Source organism: Curtobacterium sp. P97 (genome assembly GCF_023712445.1).
GTDB lineage: Bacteria > Actinomycetota > Actinomycetes > Actinomycetales > Microbacteriaceae > Curtobacterium.
In genome coordinates this window covers 331,093-347,247 of the sequence record NZ_JAMAYF010000002.1, presented here as the reverse complement: position 1 = coordinate 347,247, position 16,155 = coordinate 331,093, and the positions used below count along the sequence as shown (strand labels likewise).

Annotated in this window: 16 protein-coding genes and 1 pseudogene; 7 read left to right on the top strand and 10 right to left on the bottom strand. The window is 70.5% G+C overall.

The window, feature by feature from the left end; genetic code table 11:
• Positions 1–390 precede the first annotated feature (390 nt).
• The 3 genes from M3677_RS03450 to glgA all read right to left on the bottom strand — a co-directional run bounded on the left by M3677_RS03450 (position 391) and on the right by glgA (position 2,767).
• On the bottom strand, positions 391–639 hold the full coding sequence (locus M3677_RS03450; protein ID WP_022905175.1) for a type B 50S ribosomal protein L31: 249 nt from the start codon (positions 637–639) through the stop codon (positions 391–393).
• A 136-nt stretch (positions 640–775) separates the two neighbouring features.
• Complete coding sequence (locus M3677_RS03445; RefSeq protein ID WP_066654391.1) at positions 776–1,558, bottom strand: ABC transporter ATP-binding protein; 783 nt, start codon at positions 1,556–1,558, stop codon at positions 776–778.
• A 9-nt stretch (positions 1,559–1,567) separates the two neighbouring features.
• A complete protein-coding gene (glgA, locus tag M3677_RS03440; protein ID WP_066654393.1) occupies positions 1,568–2,767 on the bottom strand; it encodes a glycogen synthase in 1,200 nt (399 codons plus the stop codon).
• A gap of 47 nt (positions 2,768–2,814) precedes the next feature.
• Between glgA and glgC the strand changes: the two genes are divergently transcribed.
• Both glgC and serB read left to right on the top strand, forming a co-directional pair.
• Positions 2,815–4,056: a glucose-1-phosphate adenylyltransferase gene (gene glgC, locus M3677_RS03435; protein WP_066654395.1), complete on the top strand. Its 1,242-nt coding sequence runs from the start codon at positions 2,815–2,817 to the stop codon at positions 4,054–4,056.
• A 213-nt stretch (positions 4,057–4,269) separates the two neighbouring features.
• Complete coding sequence (gene serB, locus M3677_RS03430; RefSeq protein WP_251159786.1) at positions 4,270–4,908, top strand: phosphoserine phosphatase SerB; 639 nt, start codon at positions 4,270–4,272, stop codon at positions 4,906–4,908.
• Between the two features lie 124 nt (positions 4,909–5,032).
• Here the strand turns inward: serB and fabG are convergent, their stop codons facing one another.
• Positions 5,033–5,746 carry a 3-oxoacyl-ACP reductase FabG gene (gene fabG, locus M3677_RS03425; RefSeq protein ID WP_066654398.1) on the bottom strand — a complete coding sequence of 238 codons (714 nt, stop codon included), beginning with the start codon at positions 5,744–5,746 and terminating at the stop codon, positions 5,033–5,035.
• Between the two features lie 179 nt (positions 5,747–5,925).
• Between fabG and M3677_RS03420 the strand changes: the two genes are divergently transcribed.
• From M3677_RS03420 to M3677_RS03410, 3 genes and pseudogenes are all read left to right on the top strand, one after another.
• A complete protein-coding gene (locus tag M3677_RS03420) occupies positions 5,926–6,402 on the top strand; it encodes a DUF3099 domain-containing protein (protein WP_251155007.1) in 477 nt (158 codons plus the stop codon).
• Positions 6,402–6,608 (top strand): annotated as a pseudogene (locus M3677_RS03415) (hypothetical protein); the annotation flags it as partial. The gene M3677_RS03420 and the pseudogene M3677_RS03415, both read left to right, overlap by 1 nt.
• A gap of 98 nt (positions 6,609–6,706) precedes the next feature.
• Complete coding sequence (locus tag M3677_RS03410) at positions 6,707–7,666, top strand: SURF1 family protein (protein WP_081984869.1); 960 nt, start codon at positions 6,707–6,709, stop codon at positions 7,664–7,666.
• Positions 7,667–7,800: 134 nt separating this feature from the next.
• Here M3677_RS03410 and M3677_RS03405 read toward each other — a convergent pair whose 3' ends face one another.
• A complete protein-coding gene (locus M3677_RS03405) occupies positions 7,801–9,399 on the bottom strand; it encodes an ABC-F family ATP-binding cassette domain-containing protein (protein WP_066654400.1) in 1,599 nt (532 codons plus the stop codon).
• A gap of 116 nt (positions 9,400–9,515) precedes the next feature.
• Here M3677_RS03405 and M3677_RS03400 point away from each other — a divergent pair, with 116 nt between their 5' ends.
• Positions 9,516–10,115, top strand: coding sequence for a biotin transporter BioY (locus M3677_RS03400; protein ID WP_066654402.1), 600 nt, complete (start codon positions 9,516–9,518; stop codon positions 10,113–10,115).
• Between the two features lie 253 nt (positions 10,116–10,368).
• Here the strand turns inward: M3677_RS03400 and M3677_RS03395 are convergent, their stop codons facing one another.
• From M3677_RS03395 to sufB, 5 genes are all read right to left on the bottom strand, one after another.
• Positions 10,369–10,698, bottom strand: coding sequence for a metal-sulfur cluster assembly factor (locus M3677_RS03395; protein ID WP_022902786.1), 330 nt, complete (start codon positions 10,696–10,698; stop codon positions 10,369–10,371).
• Positions 10,698–11,465, bottom strand: coding sequence for a Fe-S cluster assembly ATPase SufC (sufC, locus tag M3677_RS03390; protein ID WP_066654406.1), 768 nt, complete (start codon positions 11,463–11,465; stop codon positions 10,698–10,700). Before sufC ends, M3677_RS03395 begins: the two co-directional genes overlap by 1 nt.
• Before the next feature lie 62 nt (positions 11,466–11,527).
• On the bottom strand, positions 11,528–11,857 hold the full coding sequence (locus M3677_RS03385; RefSeq protein WP_066654408.1) for a non-heme iron oxygenase ferredoxin subunit: 330 nt from the start codon (positions 11,855–11,857) through the stop codon (positions 11,528–11,530).
• On the bottom strand, positions 11,854–13,206 hold the full coding sequence (gene sufD / locus M3677_RS03380; RefSeq protein ID WP_251159785.1) for a Fe-S cluster assembly protein SufD: 1,353 nt from the start codon (positions 13,204–13,206) through the stop codon (positions 11,854–11,856). Before sufD ends, M3677_RS03385 begins: the two co-directional genes overlap by 4 nt.
• A complete protein-coding gene (gene sufB, locus M3677_RS03375) occupies positions 13,207–14,625 on the bottom strand; it encodes a Fe-S cluster assembly protein SufB (RefSeq protein WP_066654410.1) in 1,419 nt (472 codons plus the stop codon).
• A gap of 250 nt (positions 14,626–14,875) precedes the next feature.
• Between sufB and M3677_RS03370 the strand changes: the two genes are divergently transcribed.
• Entirely contained in the window at positions 14,876–15,862 is a 987-nt protein-coding gene (locus tag M3677_RS03370) for a heme A synthase (RefSeq protein ID WP_251159784.1), read from the top strand.
• Positions 15,863–16,155: the final 293 nt, after the last annotated feature.

Below are 16,155 nucleotides of genomic sequence, written 5' to 3'. Positions count from 1 at the left end.
CCGTGGCACCGTGGCACCGTGGCACCGTGGCACCGTGGCACCGTGGCACCGTGGCACCGTGGCACCGTGGCACCGTGGCACCGTGGCACCGTGGCACCGTGGCACCGTGGCACCGTGGCACCGTGGCGCCGTGGCGCCGTGGCACCGTGGCACCGTGGCACCGTGGCACCGTGGCACCGTGGCACCGTGCCCGCACTGTCGTGCCCCGTTCCGGACCCTGCGCCCCGGTGCACCGGGGCGCAGCATCCGGAGCAGGGCGCGTCTCGCGTTCTCACCGACCACAGCGCGCCGTCCCCGAACCCGGCGCCCCGCCCCGACCCGACCATCCGCGCAACGCAGAACGGGCGGCCCTCCCGAAGGAGGACCGCCCGTCCGAGCGCGAACGCAGACTTACTTGCTGAAGCCCTTGAAGCGCTGGTTGAACTTCTCGACGCGACCGGCCGAGTCGAGGATGCGCTGCTTGCCCGTGTAGAACGGGTGCGACGCCGACGAGATCTCGACGTCGATGACCGGGTAGGTCGCACCGTCGAGCTCGATGGTCTTGTCGCTGGTCGCGGTCGAACGCGTCAGGAACGTCTCACCGGAGGCCAGGTCGCGGAAGACGATGGCGTTGTACTCGGGGTGGGTGTCGGTCTTCATGGAGATTCCTCGGTTGGAGATGGTGGGAGATGCGCGGACGGCCGGTTCGAGCGGACTCGATCGGGACCCCCGCGCGGGAAGTCTGCGGCGTGCGCCAGCCGTCCACGTTACCAGACGACGGGCAGGATCGGGAGCGTCAGGCCGCGCGCGCCGTGTACCGACCGGCGTCCTTCGACACGGTCAGCTCCACGCCGAAGGCCTGGGACAGCGTGGGAGCCGTCAGGACCTCGTCGATGGGGCCGGCGGCCTGGATCCCACCGTCGGCGAGCACGAGGGCGTGCGTGAAGCCCTCGGGGATCTCCTCCACGTGGTGGGTGACGATGACGATCGCCGGCGAGTCGCTGCTCTGCGCGTAGCCGCCGAGCGTGCGCACCAGGCTCTCGCGCGCACCGAGGTCGAGCGACGCAGCCGGCTCGTCGAGGAACAGCACCTCGGGATCGGTCATCACGGCGCGCGCGATCTGCACGCGCTTCTGCTCGCCGTCGCTCAGCTCACCGAACGTGCGGTCGGTGAAGTCACCGAGGCCCCACTCGTCGAGCACACGCTGGGCGCGGCGGACGTCGAGCTCCTCGTACTCCTCGTTCCAGCGACCGGTGACCGAGTACGCGGCGGTGAGCACGACGTCGACGACCTTCTCGGTCACCGGGATCCGGCGGGCGAGGGCGGTCGACGCGAAGCCGATGCGCGGACGCAGCTCGAACAGGTCTGCGCCGCCGAGCTCGGTGCCGAGCACCTCGACACTGCCCGACGTCGGGAACGTCTGGGCACCGGCCACCTGCAGCAGCGTGGTCTTGCCGGCGCCGTTGGCACCGAGCACCACCCAGCGTTCGTCGTCCTGCACCTCCCACGAGATCCCGTCGAGGATGGTGGCCCCGTTGCGGACCACGGAGACGTCTGACAAGCGCACGACCGAGGGCATGGCTCCAGCCTACGGCTTCCGGGCGAGCACCTCGTCGTAGACCTGCCGCGTGCGGTGCGCGATCGCGTCCCACGTGAACTCGCTCTCGACGCGGAGGCGTCCTGCGCGTCCCATGAGCTTGGCGAGCCCCTCGTCGGCCAGGACCTCGTCCAGCGTCCGGGCGAGGTCAGCCACGAAGCGGTCCGGGTCGTTCGGCGTGCCGGTGCCGTCCTGCGCCTGGTCGATCGGGACGATGCGCCCGGTCAGCCCGTCGGCGACGACCTCGGGGATGCCGCCCGTGCGCGTGCCGACCACGGGGATGCCACAGGCCATGGCCTCGAGGTTGACGATGCCGAGCGGCTCGTAGATCGACGGGCAGACGAACACGGTCCCCGACGACAGGACGTTCACGACCTCCTGGTGGGAGAGCATCCGGTCGATCCAGACCACACCGTCGCGCTCCGCGCGCAGGGACTCGACGAGTCCGGTCACCTCGGCCATGATCTCCGGCGTGTCCGGAGCGCCCGCGCACAGCACGATCTGCACGTCCGACGGCAGCGACGCCACCGCGCGGAGCAGGTACGGCAGGCCCTTCTGCCGGGTGATCCGGCCGACGAACACGACCGAGCGGCGCGACGGGTCGATGCCGAGCGCGCGCACGGCGTCCTCGTCGACGGTCGGCTTCCACTCGTCGATGTCGATGCCGTTGTAGACGACGTGGACCTTCGCCGGGTCGATGGACGGGTAGGAGCGCAGGATGTCCGCCCGCATGGCCTTCGACACCGCGATCACGCCGTCGGCCTGCTCGAACGCCTCACGTTCCATCCAGCTCGACAGGCGGTAGCCGCCCCCGAGCTGCTCGGCCTTCCACGGGCGCAGTGGCTCGAGGCTGTGGGCCGTGACCACGTGCGGGATGCCGTGGGTGAGCTGCGCGATGCGCCCCGCGGCGTTGGCGTACCAGGTGTGGGAGTGCACCAGGTCGGCGCCCGCGACGTCGGCGGCGATGCGGACGTCGGTACCGAGCGCCTGGAGCGCGCCGTTCGCGTCCTCGAGGCCCTCGGGCGTGCGGTACGCCCACACGCCCTCCTCGTCACGGAACGCCCCGAAGGCGCGCACCCGGACGTCCGTGTCCGTCCCCGACCGCAGCGCAGCCGTGAGCTCGGCCACGTGGACACCCGCTCCGCCGTAGACCTCCGGCGGATACTCCCTGGTCAGTAGATCGACTCGCACGGACTCAACGTAACGGGTTCGCCGTCCGGACGCCTACTGTGAACCACATGGCACCAAAGAAGGTATTCGGCATCGTCCTCGCCGGCGGCGAGGGCAAGCGGCTCATGCCGCTCACGGCCGATCGCGCGAAGCCCGCCGTCCCGTTCGGCGGCAACTTCCGTCTCATCGACTTCGCGCTCTCCAACCTCGTGAACTCCGGGTTGCAGAAGATCGTCGTCCTGACCCAGTACAAGTCGCACAGCCTCGACCGTCACGTGGCCGAGACCTGGCGCATGGAGGGGCTCCTCGGGTCCTACGTCGCGTCGGTGCCGGCGCAGCAGCGACTCGGCAAGCGGTGGTTCGCCGGTTCGGCGGACGCGATCCTGCAGTCCCTCAACCTGCTCCGCGACGAGCGCCCGGACATCGTGGTCGTGGTCGGTGCGGACCACGTCTACCGCATGGACTTCCACCAGATGATCGAGGCGCACATCGCCTCCGGCCGCAGTGCCACGGTCGCGGCGATCCGGCAGCCGATCGGCCTCGCGGACCAGTTCGGCGTCATCCAGGTGGACCAGGACGACCCGACCAAGATCGACGCGTTCCTCGAGAAGCCGAAGGACGCCGTCGGCCTGGCCGACTCGCCGGACGAGATCCTCGCGTCGATGGGCAACTACGTGTTCAACGCCGACGCCCTCGTCGACGCGGTGCTCCGCGACGGCCAGATCGAGTCGAGCAAGCACGACATGGGCGGCGACATCGTCCCCGACTTCGTGGCCCGCGGCGACGCCGGCGTCTACGACCTGCAGCGCAACGACGTGCCCGGCTCGAACGACCGCGACCGGTACTACTGGCGCGACGTGGGGACGATCGACTCGTTCTTCGACGCCCACATGGACCTCATCGCGCCGGTCCCGGTCTTCAACCTGTACAACCAGGACTGGCCGATCTTCAACCAGCAGACGAACCTGCCGCCGGCGAAGTTCGTCCGCGACGCGAACGGCAACACCGGCTCGACGGTCGACTCGATCGTGGCGCTCGGGTGCCTGCTCTCCGGCGCCCAGGTGGAGCGCAGCGTCATCGGTCCGTGGTGCGGGATCGACTCGGGCGCGAAGGTCCTCGACTCCATCGTGTTCGAACGGGCGTCCATCGGCGCCGGGTCGGTCGTGAACCGCGCGATCCTCGACAAGGACGTGGTCATCGCGCCCGGTGCGCAGGTCGGCGTCGACCGCGAGACCGACGAGGCCCGCGGCTTCACCGTCACGGAGTCCGGCATCACGGTCGTCGGCAAGGGCGTCCGCGTCGAGGCCTAGTCCGGGACGGTCGCCGAGTCCGGGCTGCACCTACCGACGTCGGCAAGGGCGTCCGCGTCGAGGCCTAGTCCGGGACGGTCGCCGAGTCCGGGCTGCACCTACCGACGTCGGCAAGGGCGTCCGCGTCGAGGCCTGACCCCGCCGCACCGGCCTGGAGGCGCGGCTGACGTCACAGACGTCGGCCGCGCCTCCTGCTGTCGGTACCGTTGGTCCGTGCCACGCTTCCTCGTCGTCCTCGATGCCGACTCCACGCTGCTCGAGGACGAGGTCATCGAACTGCTCGCCGACCACGCCGGGACCCGGCCACAGGTGCAGGCGGTGACGGAGCGCGCCATGCGCGGCGAGATCGACTTCGCCGAGAGCCTCCGGGAGCGGGTCGCGACCCTGGCGGGCCTCCAGGCCGACGTCTGCACCCGCGCGCAGCAGGCGGTCCGCGTCACGCGCGGAGCCGAGGAGCTCGTCCGGGGCGTCCACGCCGCAGGCGGCACGGTCGGCGTCGTGTCCGGCGGCTTCCACGAGGTGCTCGACCCCTTCGCCGCGCGCCTCGGCCTCGACCACTGCCGGGCGAACCGTCTCGAGGTGGTCGACGGCGTGCTCTCCGGTCGGGTGCTCGGTGACGTCGTCGACGCCGAGGCGAAGGCCGAGACCCTGCGTGCGTGGGCCGGGGCGGACGACGTCTCGCTGTCGCGCACGGTCGCGGTCGGCGACGGCGCCAACGACCTGGTCATGATGGGTGTCGCCGCCCTGGGCGTGGCCTTCGACGCGAAGCCGCTGGTGCGCGAGCGGGCGGACGTGGCGGTCGTCGACCGCGACCTGTCCGCGGTGCTCGCGACGCTGGGCCTGCAGGGCTGAGCCACACGCGCCGCGGAGCCGAGTCTCGCCTCCGCGGACACGTTCGCGGACTCCACGTCGCGAACGTGTCCGCCCAGCCGAGTCTCGAGGACGGTCCGAGCGGGCCGCCGGTCGGTGTCCGGGGCTAGTGCCCCATCCCGAGACCGCCGTCGACCGGGATCACCGCACCCGAGACGTACCCGGCACCGTCGCTCGCCAGGAAGAGCGTGGCGTCGGCGACGTCGTCGACCGTGCCGTAGCGCGCCGCCGGGATCTGCTTCTTGAACTCGGCCTGCAGCTCCTCGGGCAGGGCTGCGGTCATGTCGGTCTGGATGAACCCCGGCGCGACGACGTTGGCCGTGATGCCGCGCGACCCGAGCTCGCGCGTGATCGAGCGCGCCATGCCGACCAGGGCAGCCTTGGACGAGGCGTAGTTGACCTGACCGACCTGGCCGTAGGCGCCCACGACGCTCGACATGAGCACGATGCGGCCGAACTTCGCCTTCATCATCCCCTTGGTCGCGCGCTTGACGACCCGGAACGTGCCGGTCAGGTTCGTGTCGACGACGCTCGTGAAGTCCTCCTCGGACATGCGGAGCAGGAGCTGGTCGTTCGTGATGCCCGCGTTGGCGACGAGGACCTCGATCGGCCCGAGCTCGGCCTCGACCTGCGTGAAGGCCGCGTCGACCGAGGCGGAGTCGGTGATGTCCGCGGCGACGGTGAGCGCCCCCTCGGGTCCGCCCTGGCCGCTGCGGGAGGTCACGGCGACCCGGTGCCCGGCGGCGACGAAACGCGCTGCGAGGGCGTGCCCGATGCCGCGGTTGCCGCCGGTGATGAGGACGGTACGGGGGGTGGTCATGATCGCTCCGTTCGAGTGGTGGTGACGCGGTGTCCGCCGACCTGACGGCCGAGCCGTGGGCCGCTGGACACGCCCGGACGAGCGTACCGGAGCCGTTCCCCGCAGCTGTCCCCCGCGCGGCGGGGCAACTGTCGGTGGTCCGGGCTTAGGCTTGACCCTGGCGAATGGAAGAACACCGTATGAAGTCGACGCAGCGCCGGTTCCACGCGACGCACACCCACTCCGGGTCCACGCAGAGCATCACGTCCCTGCCGGACTCCCCCGAGCTGGACCGGGCGCACCGCCTGTCCAAGTACGTCTGGCAGATGGCCGTGCGCGTGGTGTGCTTCATCGGCGCCGTCCTCGTGTGGACGACCTGGCACACCTGGCTCGCGGTCATCCCGATCGTCCTCGCCGCGGTCATCCCGTGGGTCGCGGTCATCCTCGCCAACGCCGGCAACCACGCCGAGAGCGACATCGTCGCCCCGGCCGGAGCCATCGAGCTCTACGACGCCGTCGACCCCCGCCTCCGCGAGCAGCAGGAGGACGCCCGGGCCGAGGCCTACCGTGCCGAGCAGGAACGCCTCCGCGAGCAGGCCCAGCACGCGCAGGAGGAGTGGCAGCGGAACGGCGACCGCTCCCGTGTGTGGTCCGCGAAGTCCCGGACGCGCCGCTGATGGGGGCGACGTTCGACCTCTTCACGGAGCCCGGCGCGACACCGGTCTGCTCCCGGGCCGGCTGCACGAACACGGCCGAGTGGCGGATCAACTGGCGGAACCCGCGCATCCACGCCGTCGACCGCGTGAAGATCTGGGCGGCCTGCGAGGAGCACTGCGACTTCCTCGCCGACTACCTGCGCTCCCGCTCGTTCCCGGTCCGGGTGACCGGGATGCACGAGGACGTCGACAGCCTCGACGACGTCCGTGCGCGGGAGGACGCCCCGAAGAACGACGTCGGGGTGCGCTCCAGCGGCACCGGACGATGACGGACGAGTTCGACCCCAGCGCCCGCTACGGCCGGAAGCACGCCGCGAAGCTCCAGCGCGACGCCGCTCCCGGGTCCGTCCACGCGGACACCACCGACGGCCCGACGGTCGGCTGGCGGTTCGTCCGGAGCCGCCGCTGGCTCGGGTACTTCGCGATCGCCGTGGCCTTCGCGATCATCTGCACGCTCTTCGGGATGTGGCAGTGGGACCGGCGCAACGAGGCCGTCCGGCAGAACGAGCAGATCGCGCAGAACTACGACCACACGCCCGTGCCGCTCGACCAGGCGCTCCCCCGGGCCTCGTCGTGGACCGACGACCAGCAGTGGCTCCGGGTCGAGGTCACCGGTCGGTACGACGTCGACGACCAGCTCCTCGTCCGCAACCGCGTGCACAACGGCCAGCCCGGGTTCGAGGTCCTCACGCCGCTCGTCACCGCCGACGGTCGCGCGTTCGTCGTCGACCGCGGATGGGTCCCGACCGGCAACCGGCAGGACGCGCCGGACAGCGTCCCCGCTCCGCCGAGCGGGCAGGTGACGGTGATCGCGCGCCTGCAGCAGAGCGAGCCGCGCATCCCCGGCCGCACCGACCCGTCGCACACCGACCAGGTGCAGTCGGTGACGCTCGCCGACGTCGCTGGCAAGGTGGACGCACCGATCTGGACGGGCGCGTACGGCCAGCTCGCCTCCGAATCCCCCGCTCCTGCGGAGGCCCGGCCCCTCGGGTGGGACCGTCCGTCCGCGGACACCGGTCTGCACCTCAGCTACTTCATCCAGTGGTTCCTCTTCGCCGCCGGGGGATTCGGCTTCCTGGCCTACGTGATGGTGCAGGAGTACCGGAACCTCAACCAGGACGACCCCGAGGAGCGCGAGCGTGCCCTCGAACGGCAGCGGCGGAAGGACGCCAAGCCGAGGTCCGACGACGAGGTCGAGGACGAGCTGCTCGGCGCGCACCGCTGACGGATCGCGACCCCGGGACGAACGGGAGGCGCGGTGCCGGCCGGCACCGTCCTCCCTCGCAGGCTCGGTCGGCGCGCCCCTCGCAACGCTCCGCGTTGCCGTCGAGCGGTGCGCGCCCGTCCGTCAGGGGGTCGCTACGCCAGCTCGATGAGCTCCGCGTAGTCCTTGTTCCAGTGGTCCTCGGTACCGTCCGGCAGCAGCAGCACCCGCTCGGGGTTGAGCGCGTCGACTGCACCGGCGTCGTGCGACACGAGCACCACGGCGCCCTCGAAGCCAGCCAGCGCGTTGAGGATCTCCTCGCGCGACGCCGGGTCGAGGTTGTTCGTGGGCTCGTCGAGCAGCAGCACGTTCGCGCCCGACACGACGATCATCGCGAGCGACAGCCGGGTCTTCTCACCACCGGACAGGACGCCGGCCTTCTTGTAGCCGTCGTCGCCGGTGAACAGGAACGAACCGAGCACACGACGGGCCTCGGTCTCGTTGAGGTCCGTCGACGCCGACACCATGTTCTCGATCACCGTGCGGTTCACGTCGATGTTCTCGTGCTCCTGCGCGTAGTACCCGATCCGCAGGCCGTGCCCGGGCAGGATCTCGCCCGTGTCCGGTCGGTCCGCACCGGCCAGGATCCGGAGCAGCGTCGTCTTGCCCGCACCGTTGAACCCGAGGATGACCACGCGCGACCCACGGTCGATCGCCAGGTCCACCCCGGCGAAGATCTCGAGCGAGCCGTACGACTTCGACAGCCCCTCGGCCATCAGCGGAGTGCGACCGCACGGTGCCGGCGTGGGGAAGCGGATCTTCGCGACGCGGTCGGCGACGCGCTCGTCCTCCAGTCCGGCGAGCAGCTTGTCCGCGCGCGCGACCATCTGGTGCGCAGCGGCAGCCTTCGACGCCTTCGCGCCGAAGCGGGCGGCCTGGTCCTTCAGGGTCGCGGCCTTCTTCTCGGCGCCGGCGCGCTCCTTGCGGCGGCGCTCCTCGTCGGCCACGCGCTGCCGCTGGTAGAGCTTCCACCCCATGTTGTAGACGTCGATGGTCTGACGGTTCGCGTCGAGGTAGAAGACGCGGTTGACGACCTCGTCCACCAGCTCCACGTCGTGGGAGATGATGATGACGCCGCCGGGGTAGGTCTTCAGGTGCTCGCGGAGCCACACCACGGAGTCGGCGTCGAGGTGGTTCGTCGGCTCGTCGAGGATCATCGTCTCGGCGTCCGAGAACAGGATGCGGGCGAGTTCGATGCGCCGGCGCTGACCACCCGACAGCGTCTTCAGCTGCTGGTCGAGGATGCGGTCCGGCAGCTTGAGGTTCGATGCGATCGACGCCGCTTCGGCCTCGGCAGCGTACCCGCCGAGCGCGTTGAACTGGTCGTCGAGCCGGCTGTACCGGCGCATCGCCTTCTCGGCCACGTCGGCGTCGTCGCTCGCCATGTCGAGCGTCGCCTGGCGGATGCCCTCGACGAGCTCGCCGAGACCACGGGCGTCGAGGATGCGCTTGCGCGCGGTGTCCTCGGGGTTGCCCGAGCGCGGGTCCTGCGGCAGGTAGCCGATCTCCCCCGAGCGCTCGATCTTGCCGTCGGTCGGCTGCGACTCGCCGGCGAGGGCCTTCGTCATCGTGGTCTTGCCGGCGCCGTTGCGCCCGACGAGCCCGATCTTGTCACCCTTCTCGACGCGGAAGGACACGTGCTCCATGAGGAGGCGAGCGCCTACGCGGATCTCGAGGTCGTGCACGGCAAGCACAGGAGGACGTCCAATCAGTTGGTGATGTGCACAACGACGTGTGCGGGAGGTGCACCGCTACGCTGACGGGACCGATGGTCCTCGAACGGGACCAGCAGTCCATTCTAGGAGAATCCATGACGAACGCCACCGGGTTCGCTCGCCGCGCAGTCCTCGCCGACCGTCTTCGCACCTCGGGGCTCGCCACCGACGCCGCCCTGGTCGCCGGCGGCGCGCTGTTCACCGCCGCGATGGCACAGCTCCAGGTGCCGATGTGGCCGGTCCCGATCACCGGGCAGACCCTGGCCGTCGTGCTCGTCGGCGCCACGCTCGGCGCCCGACGCGGCATGCTGTCGCTGCTCGTCTACGCCGTCGCGGGCCTCGCGGGCGCACCGTTCTTCGCCGAGTTCTCCGGTGGCCTCGCGGCCCTGGCATCGCCGAGCTTCGGCTACGTCATCGGATTCGTGCCGGCCGCCGGCCTGGTCGGCTGGCTCGCCCGCCGGAACTGGGACCGGAAGGTCGGGCGTGCCACGGTCGCGATGCTCCTGGCGACCGCCGTCCCCTTCGTCACGGGCCTGCCCTGGCTCGCGGTGGTGCTCGGTCAGCTCGGTGCGCCGAACGACCTCCAGTCGGTGCTCGCCGCCGGCCTCTACCCGTTCATCGTCGGTGGCGTCGCCAAGGCCCTCATCGCCGCCGGTGTCCTGCCCCTGGCGTGGAAGCTGGTCGGCCGCCGCTGACGCACCCGCACGACGACGGGCCCCGCACCTGCTGGTGCGGGGCCCGTCGCTGTTCCGACCCGGGCTGCTGTCTCCCGCCGCGAGCGAGCACGACACGCCGCGCGACGATCGCCGGGCGGGCGATCTGCGTCGCGGGGACCGGTCGAACGTGACGCATCGTGCGCACTCGGCGTGGCGGGCGCACCGCACCGACGACGGACGGGAGGCGCGGTGCCAGCTGGCACCGCGCCTCCCGTCCGTCGGTCGGATGCTGCTAGATCGAGAAACCGAGCGCGCGCATCATCTCGCGTCCGTCGTCGGTGATCCGCTCCGGACCCCACGGCGGCATCCACACCCAGTTGATGCGGAACGCGTCGACGATGCCGTCGAGCGCGTTGGCGGTGTCGCCCTCGATGACGTCGGTCAGGGGGCAGCCCGCGCTCGTCAACGTCATGCTGATCACGAGGGCGTTCGCCTCGTCGTCCATCGCGAGGTCGTAGATGAGGCCGAGGTCGACGATGTTGACGCCGAGCTCCGGGTCCTGGACCTCCTTGAGGCCCTCGACGACCTCGTCGAACTTCTCCGGGGAGAGTGCGGTGATCATCAGTTGCCCGCCGCTGCAGCCTGCACGTAGCGGTCGTAGCCCTCGTTCTCGAGGCGCTCGGCCAGCTCCGGACCACCCTGCTCGGCGACCTTGCCCGCGACGAACACGTGGACGAAGTCCGGCTTGATGTAGCGGAGGATGCGCGTGTAGTGCGTGATCAGCAGGACGCCGAGGCCGGTCGCTGCCTTCGCGCGGTTGACGCCCTCGGACACGATCTTCAGCGCGTCGACATCGAGGCCGGAGTCGGTCTCGTCGAGCACGGCGAACTTCGGCTTGAGGAGCTCGAGCTGCATGATCTCGTGGCGCTTCTTCTCGCCGCCGGAGAAGCCCTCGTTGACGTTGCGCTCGGCGAACGACGAGTCCATCTTGAGGTCGGCCATCGACTGGCGCAGGTCCTTGACCCACCCGCGGAGTGCGGGGGCCTCGCCGTCGATCGCGGTCTTCGCGGTACGGAGGAAGTTCGACACCGTGACGCCGGGGATCTCGACCGGGTACTGCATCGCGAGGAACATGCCGGCGCGGGCGCGCTCGTCGACGCTCATCGCGAGGACGTCCTCGCCGTCGAGCGTGATCGAGCCGCCGGTGACGTTGTAGCGCGGGTGACCGGCGATCGTGTAGGCCAGGGTGGACTTGCCGGAGCCGTTCGGCCCCATGATCGCGTGGATCTCGCCCTCGTTGATGGTGAGGTCGACGCCCTTCAGGATCTCCTTGGTGCCCTGGTCGGTGTCGATCGAGACCTGCAGGTCACGGATTTCGAGAGTGGACATTGCGTTCCTTCGGTTACAGCTGCTGTGCGGCGTCAGCCGCGCGGGAAGAGTGGTGGTGTCGCTCAGTCGACGGGGACCGGGTCGTGCACGTCGACGTAGACGTCGCCGTCACGGACCTCGACCCGGAAGACCGGCACCGGCTCGTACGCCGGGAAGTTCTGCGGCTTGCCGGTGGCCAGCGAGAAGCGGGACCCGTGGGCCCAGCACTCGAGCGTGTCGCCCTCGACGAAGCCCTCGGCCAGGGAGATGTCCCCGTGCGTGCAGGTGTCACCGATCGCGTGCACGGCCCCGGCCGAGTCCTTCACGATCGCCACGGCGGTGCCGTCCACGACGACGCGCATCGGGCTGTCGACGGCGATCTCCGACTCAGCGCAGACCTTCTCGGCCATCAGGCGTCCGCCTGCTCGGCCTCGGGCTCCGCAGCGGCGACCACGGTCCGGCCGTCGGCGAGCTCCTGCTCGACCGCGGCGATCAGGCGCTCCTCGAGCTCGGGCGCGCCGATCTTCTGGATGACCTCGACCAGGAAGCCGAGCACGACGAGGCGACGTGCTTCCTCCTCGGGGATGCCACGGGCCTGCAGGTAGAAGAGCTGCTCGTCGTCGAAGCGACCGGTCGCACTGGCGTGCCCGGCTCCCTCGATGTTGCCCGTCTCGATCTCGAGGTTCGGGATGCTGTCCGCGCGCGTGCCGTCGGTGAGCACCAGGTTGCGGTTCTGCTCGTACGAGTCGGTGCCGTCACCGGCGCGCCCGATCAGCACGTCGCCGATCCAGACCGTGTGCGCACCCTCGCCCTGCAGTGCGCCCTTGTAGTTGACGCGGCCACGGGTGTTCGGGGCGTCGTGGTTCACGTACACCTGCTGCTCGATGTACTGCCCGGCGTCGGCGAAGTACACGCCGTACATCTCGGTGTCCGCACCCTGCGCCCCGAGGTGCGTCGAGGGGTTCACGCGGACGACGTCGCCGCCGAGCGAGACCACGACGTGCTTGAGGAAGGCGTCGCGACCGACCTCGGCGAACTGCGTCGACACGTGCACCGCGTCGTCGTCCCAGTCCTGCAGGCTGACGACCGTGAGCCGCGCGCCGTCACGGACGACGATCTCGACGTTCTCGCTGAGGAGCGCCGACCCGCGGTTGTCGATGACGACGATGCCCTGGGCGTGCTGCTCGGCCGTGATGACCGTGTGCGCCGCGCGGGCCTGCGTGCCGAAGTCCGAGCGGGTGATCGAGATCGACTCGTGCGCCTCGGTCGCCTTGACGGTGACCTTCAGCACCGCGTCGCGGGCGGTCCAGGCCGCCGCGGCCGCGCGGTCCTCGGGCAGGCCGGCGGTGCCGACGACCGGGTCGTCGCTGCGACCCCACTCGACGTCGGCCCCCTCGGTCTGGCGCGCCAGGAACGGGTAGGCGGAGCCGTCGAGGCCACCCTCGAGCAACGGCTGGAGCTTCGCGAGCGGCGCGAACTTCCAGTTGACCTCGCGGCCGGTCACCGGCGGGAACGCGTCGAGGTCACCGGACTGCGGCCGCTCGGATCGGGTCTGGACCGGGACCTTCGCGTCCCAGCCGCCGTCGGAGTGCGCGCGGGCGCCGTGCTGTTCCGAACCAGCACTGCGCTCGGTCCCCTGCGTGCTGCGTGCGGACGGAGCCTGCTGGCCCTGTGCGACGGCCGAGGGCTCGACCGGCTGGTCGATGCGCGGTGCGGGGGTGGCCCCGTCGGTGGGTGTCGGGTTGGTGCTGGTGTTCGACATCTAGCCGACGGATCCTTCCATGCTCATCTCGATGAGCTTGTTGAGTTCGAGCGCGTACTCCATCGGGAGCTCGCGGGCGATGGGCTCGATGAACCCGCGGACGATCATGGCCATGGCCTCGTCCTCCGGCATGCCGCGCGACATGAGGTAGAACAGCTGCTCCTCGCTCACGCGGGAGACCGTGGCCTCGTGGCCGAGCTGGACGTCGTCGACGCGGATGTCGATCGCCGGGTACGTGTCGCTGCGGCTCACCGTGTCGACGAGCAGCGCGTCACAGCGGACCGTGTTCGCGGCGTGGTGCGCGGCCGGGTCGACGCGGACCTCACCGCGGTAGCCGGCGCGGCCGCCGCCACGGGCGATCGACTTCGAGACGATCGACGACGTCGTGTACGGCGCCATGTGGATCATCTTCGCGCCGGCGTCCTGGTGCTGGCCCGGACCGGCGAAGGCGACGGACAGGGTCTCGCCCTTGGCGTGCTCACCGGCGAGGTAGATCGACGGGTACTTCATCGTGACCTTCGACCCGATGTTGCCGTCGATCCACTCCATCGTCGCGCCCTCGTGCGCGATCGCGCGCTTCGTGACGAGGTTGTAGACGTTGCTCGACCAGTTCTGGATCGTCGTGTAGCGCACGCGGGCGTTCTTCTTCACGATGATCTCGACCACGGCGGAGTGCAGCGAGTCCGACTTGTAGATCGGCGCCGTGCAGCCCTCGATGTAGTGGACGTAGGAGTCCTCGTCCGCGATGATCAGCGTCCGCTCGAACTGGCCCATGTTCTCGGTGTTGATCCGGAAGTAGGCCTGCAGCGGGATCTCGACGTGCACGCCCTTCGGGACGTAGACGAACGAGCCACCGGACCACACGGCGGTGTTCAGCGCGGCGAACTTGTTGTCGCCGGCCGGGATCACCGAGCCGAAGTACTCCTCGAAGAACTCCGGGTGCTCGCGGAGCGCCGTGTCGGTGTCCATGAAGATGACGCCCTGCTGCTCCAGGTCCTCGCGGATCTGGTGGTAGACGACCTCGGACTCGTACTGGGCGGCGACACCGGCGACGAGGCGCTGGCGCTCCGCCTCGGGGATGCCGAGGCGCTCGTAGGTGTTGCGGATGTCCTCGGGCAGCTCTTCCCAGGTCTGGGCCTGCTTCTCGGTGGACTTCACGAAGTACTTGATGTTGTCGAAGTCGATGTCCGACAGGTCGGCACCCCACGACGGCATGGGCTTGCGGTCGAACAGCGTCAGCGCCTTGAGGCGGAGCTTGTGCATCCACTCGGGCTCGTTCTTCCGGGCGGAGATGTCGCTGACCACCTCGTCCGACAGACCACGGCGCGCGGACGCGCCGGCCGTGTCGGAGTCGGACCAGCCGAACTCGTACTGGCCGAGCCCTTCGAGTTCTGGACGGTCGATGAGCACGTCGGACATGGTCTCCTCGTTTCCTTCTCGCGGCAGCGTCTGTCGGGACAACCCGTGACGTCCGGACGCCATTCCACCGCGGACCTCCGACAGGAGTCCCACGGCGTTGCTGCCTCGCAACGTCGATGGTCCCACGCAGTCGTCCGACCGATCGGCGATCACGGCCCATTCGGAGCCGGCGCCTGCCTAGACTTGACTGCTGCTGAACCCTCGAATCCTACAGGTTCACCGCACGGAACAACAGGAAGGCACCACCCTCGTGACTCGCGTCGGACCCACCGTCGAGCAGGGCGTCCGCCCCGGCACCCGCACGCCGCGGTGGTGGTCCCTCCCCCGCGCCGTCGACCCCCGCGTGATCTGGCTCGCCTGGGCGTCCTTCGTCGTCGAGGTGGTGCTGATCGGCACCGGCGGCCTCGTCCGCCTGACAGCGTCCGGCCTCGGCTGCCCGACGTGGCCGAAGTGCACCGCCGAGTCGCTCGTGTCGACCCCGGAGATGGGGATCCACGGCGTGATCGAGTTCGGGAACCGTCTGCTCACCTTCGTGCTGGTGGTGGTCGCGGTCGCGATGTTCCTCGCCGTCGTCCGCATGCGCCGCACGCGCCCCGAGCTCTTCTGGCTCGCCTTCGCCCAGGGCATCGCGATCCCGGTGCAGGCGGTGATCGGCGGCCTCAGCGTCCTCACGAACCTCAACCCGTTCGTCGTCGGGCTGCACTTCGTGGTGTCGACGACGCTCGTCGCGGTGACGGCGACGCTCGTGTACCGCTCGATGAACGGTCCGCGCACCGCGGTGCGGCTCGTCCCGGGCTGGTACACCGGCCTGGTCCGCGGCACCGTCGTCGCGGTGGTCGTCACCGTCCTGGTCGGCATCCTGACCACGGGCTCCGGGCCGCACGCGGGTGCGAGCGAGGCGGTCGACGGGGGCCGTCTGCACCGCACCGGGTTCGACCCGCAGCTGATGGAGCACCTGCACGCGATCCCGGCCTACGCGCTGTTCGCGCTGACGCTGGCGCTCGTCGTCGGCGCGGTCGTCCTCCGGCTGTCGAGCCGCTGGGCCCTCGTCCTGCTCGTCGTCGAGTTCGTGCAGATCGCCGTCGGCCTGACCCAGGCGCGCACGGGCCTGCCGGTCGGCCTGGTGGGGACCCACATGGTGCTCGCCGGACTCCTCGTCGGTGCGGTCACCGTCGTCGTGCTCAGCACGCGCGGCAGCGCCGGTCGCCAGGCCGCGCGGGAGCGCATCACCGCCTGACGCGGTCGTCCGCCGCCCTCCGACGTCCCACGCGTCGCCTCCGTCCCGAGCGCCGACGCGTGGGACGTCGTCGTCCGCACGGCTCCGGCCCCGTGACCACGCACAGGACGCCGGCGTCGGCGCAGGACGCCTCCGACCACCCGGGACGCCTCCGGATCCGGCACCGTCTCGCGCAGGTGCGACCGTCTCGTGCGGACGCCGCCGTCCCGCACCTCGGCACCGGACCGGCCACGATGCGGACGGGAGGCGCAGCACCCCCCGCCCCGCGCCTCGGCACCGGACCGGCCACGGTG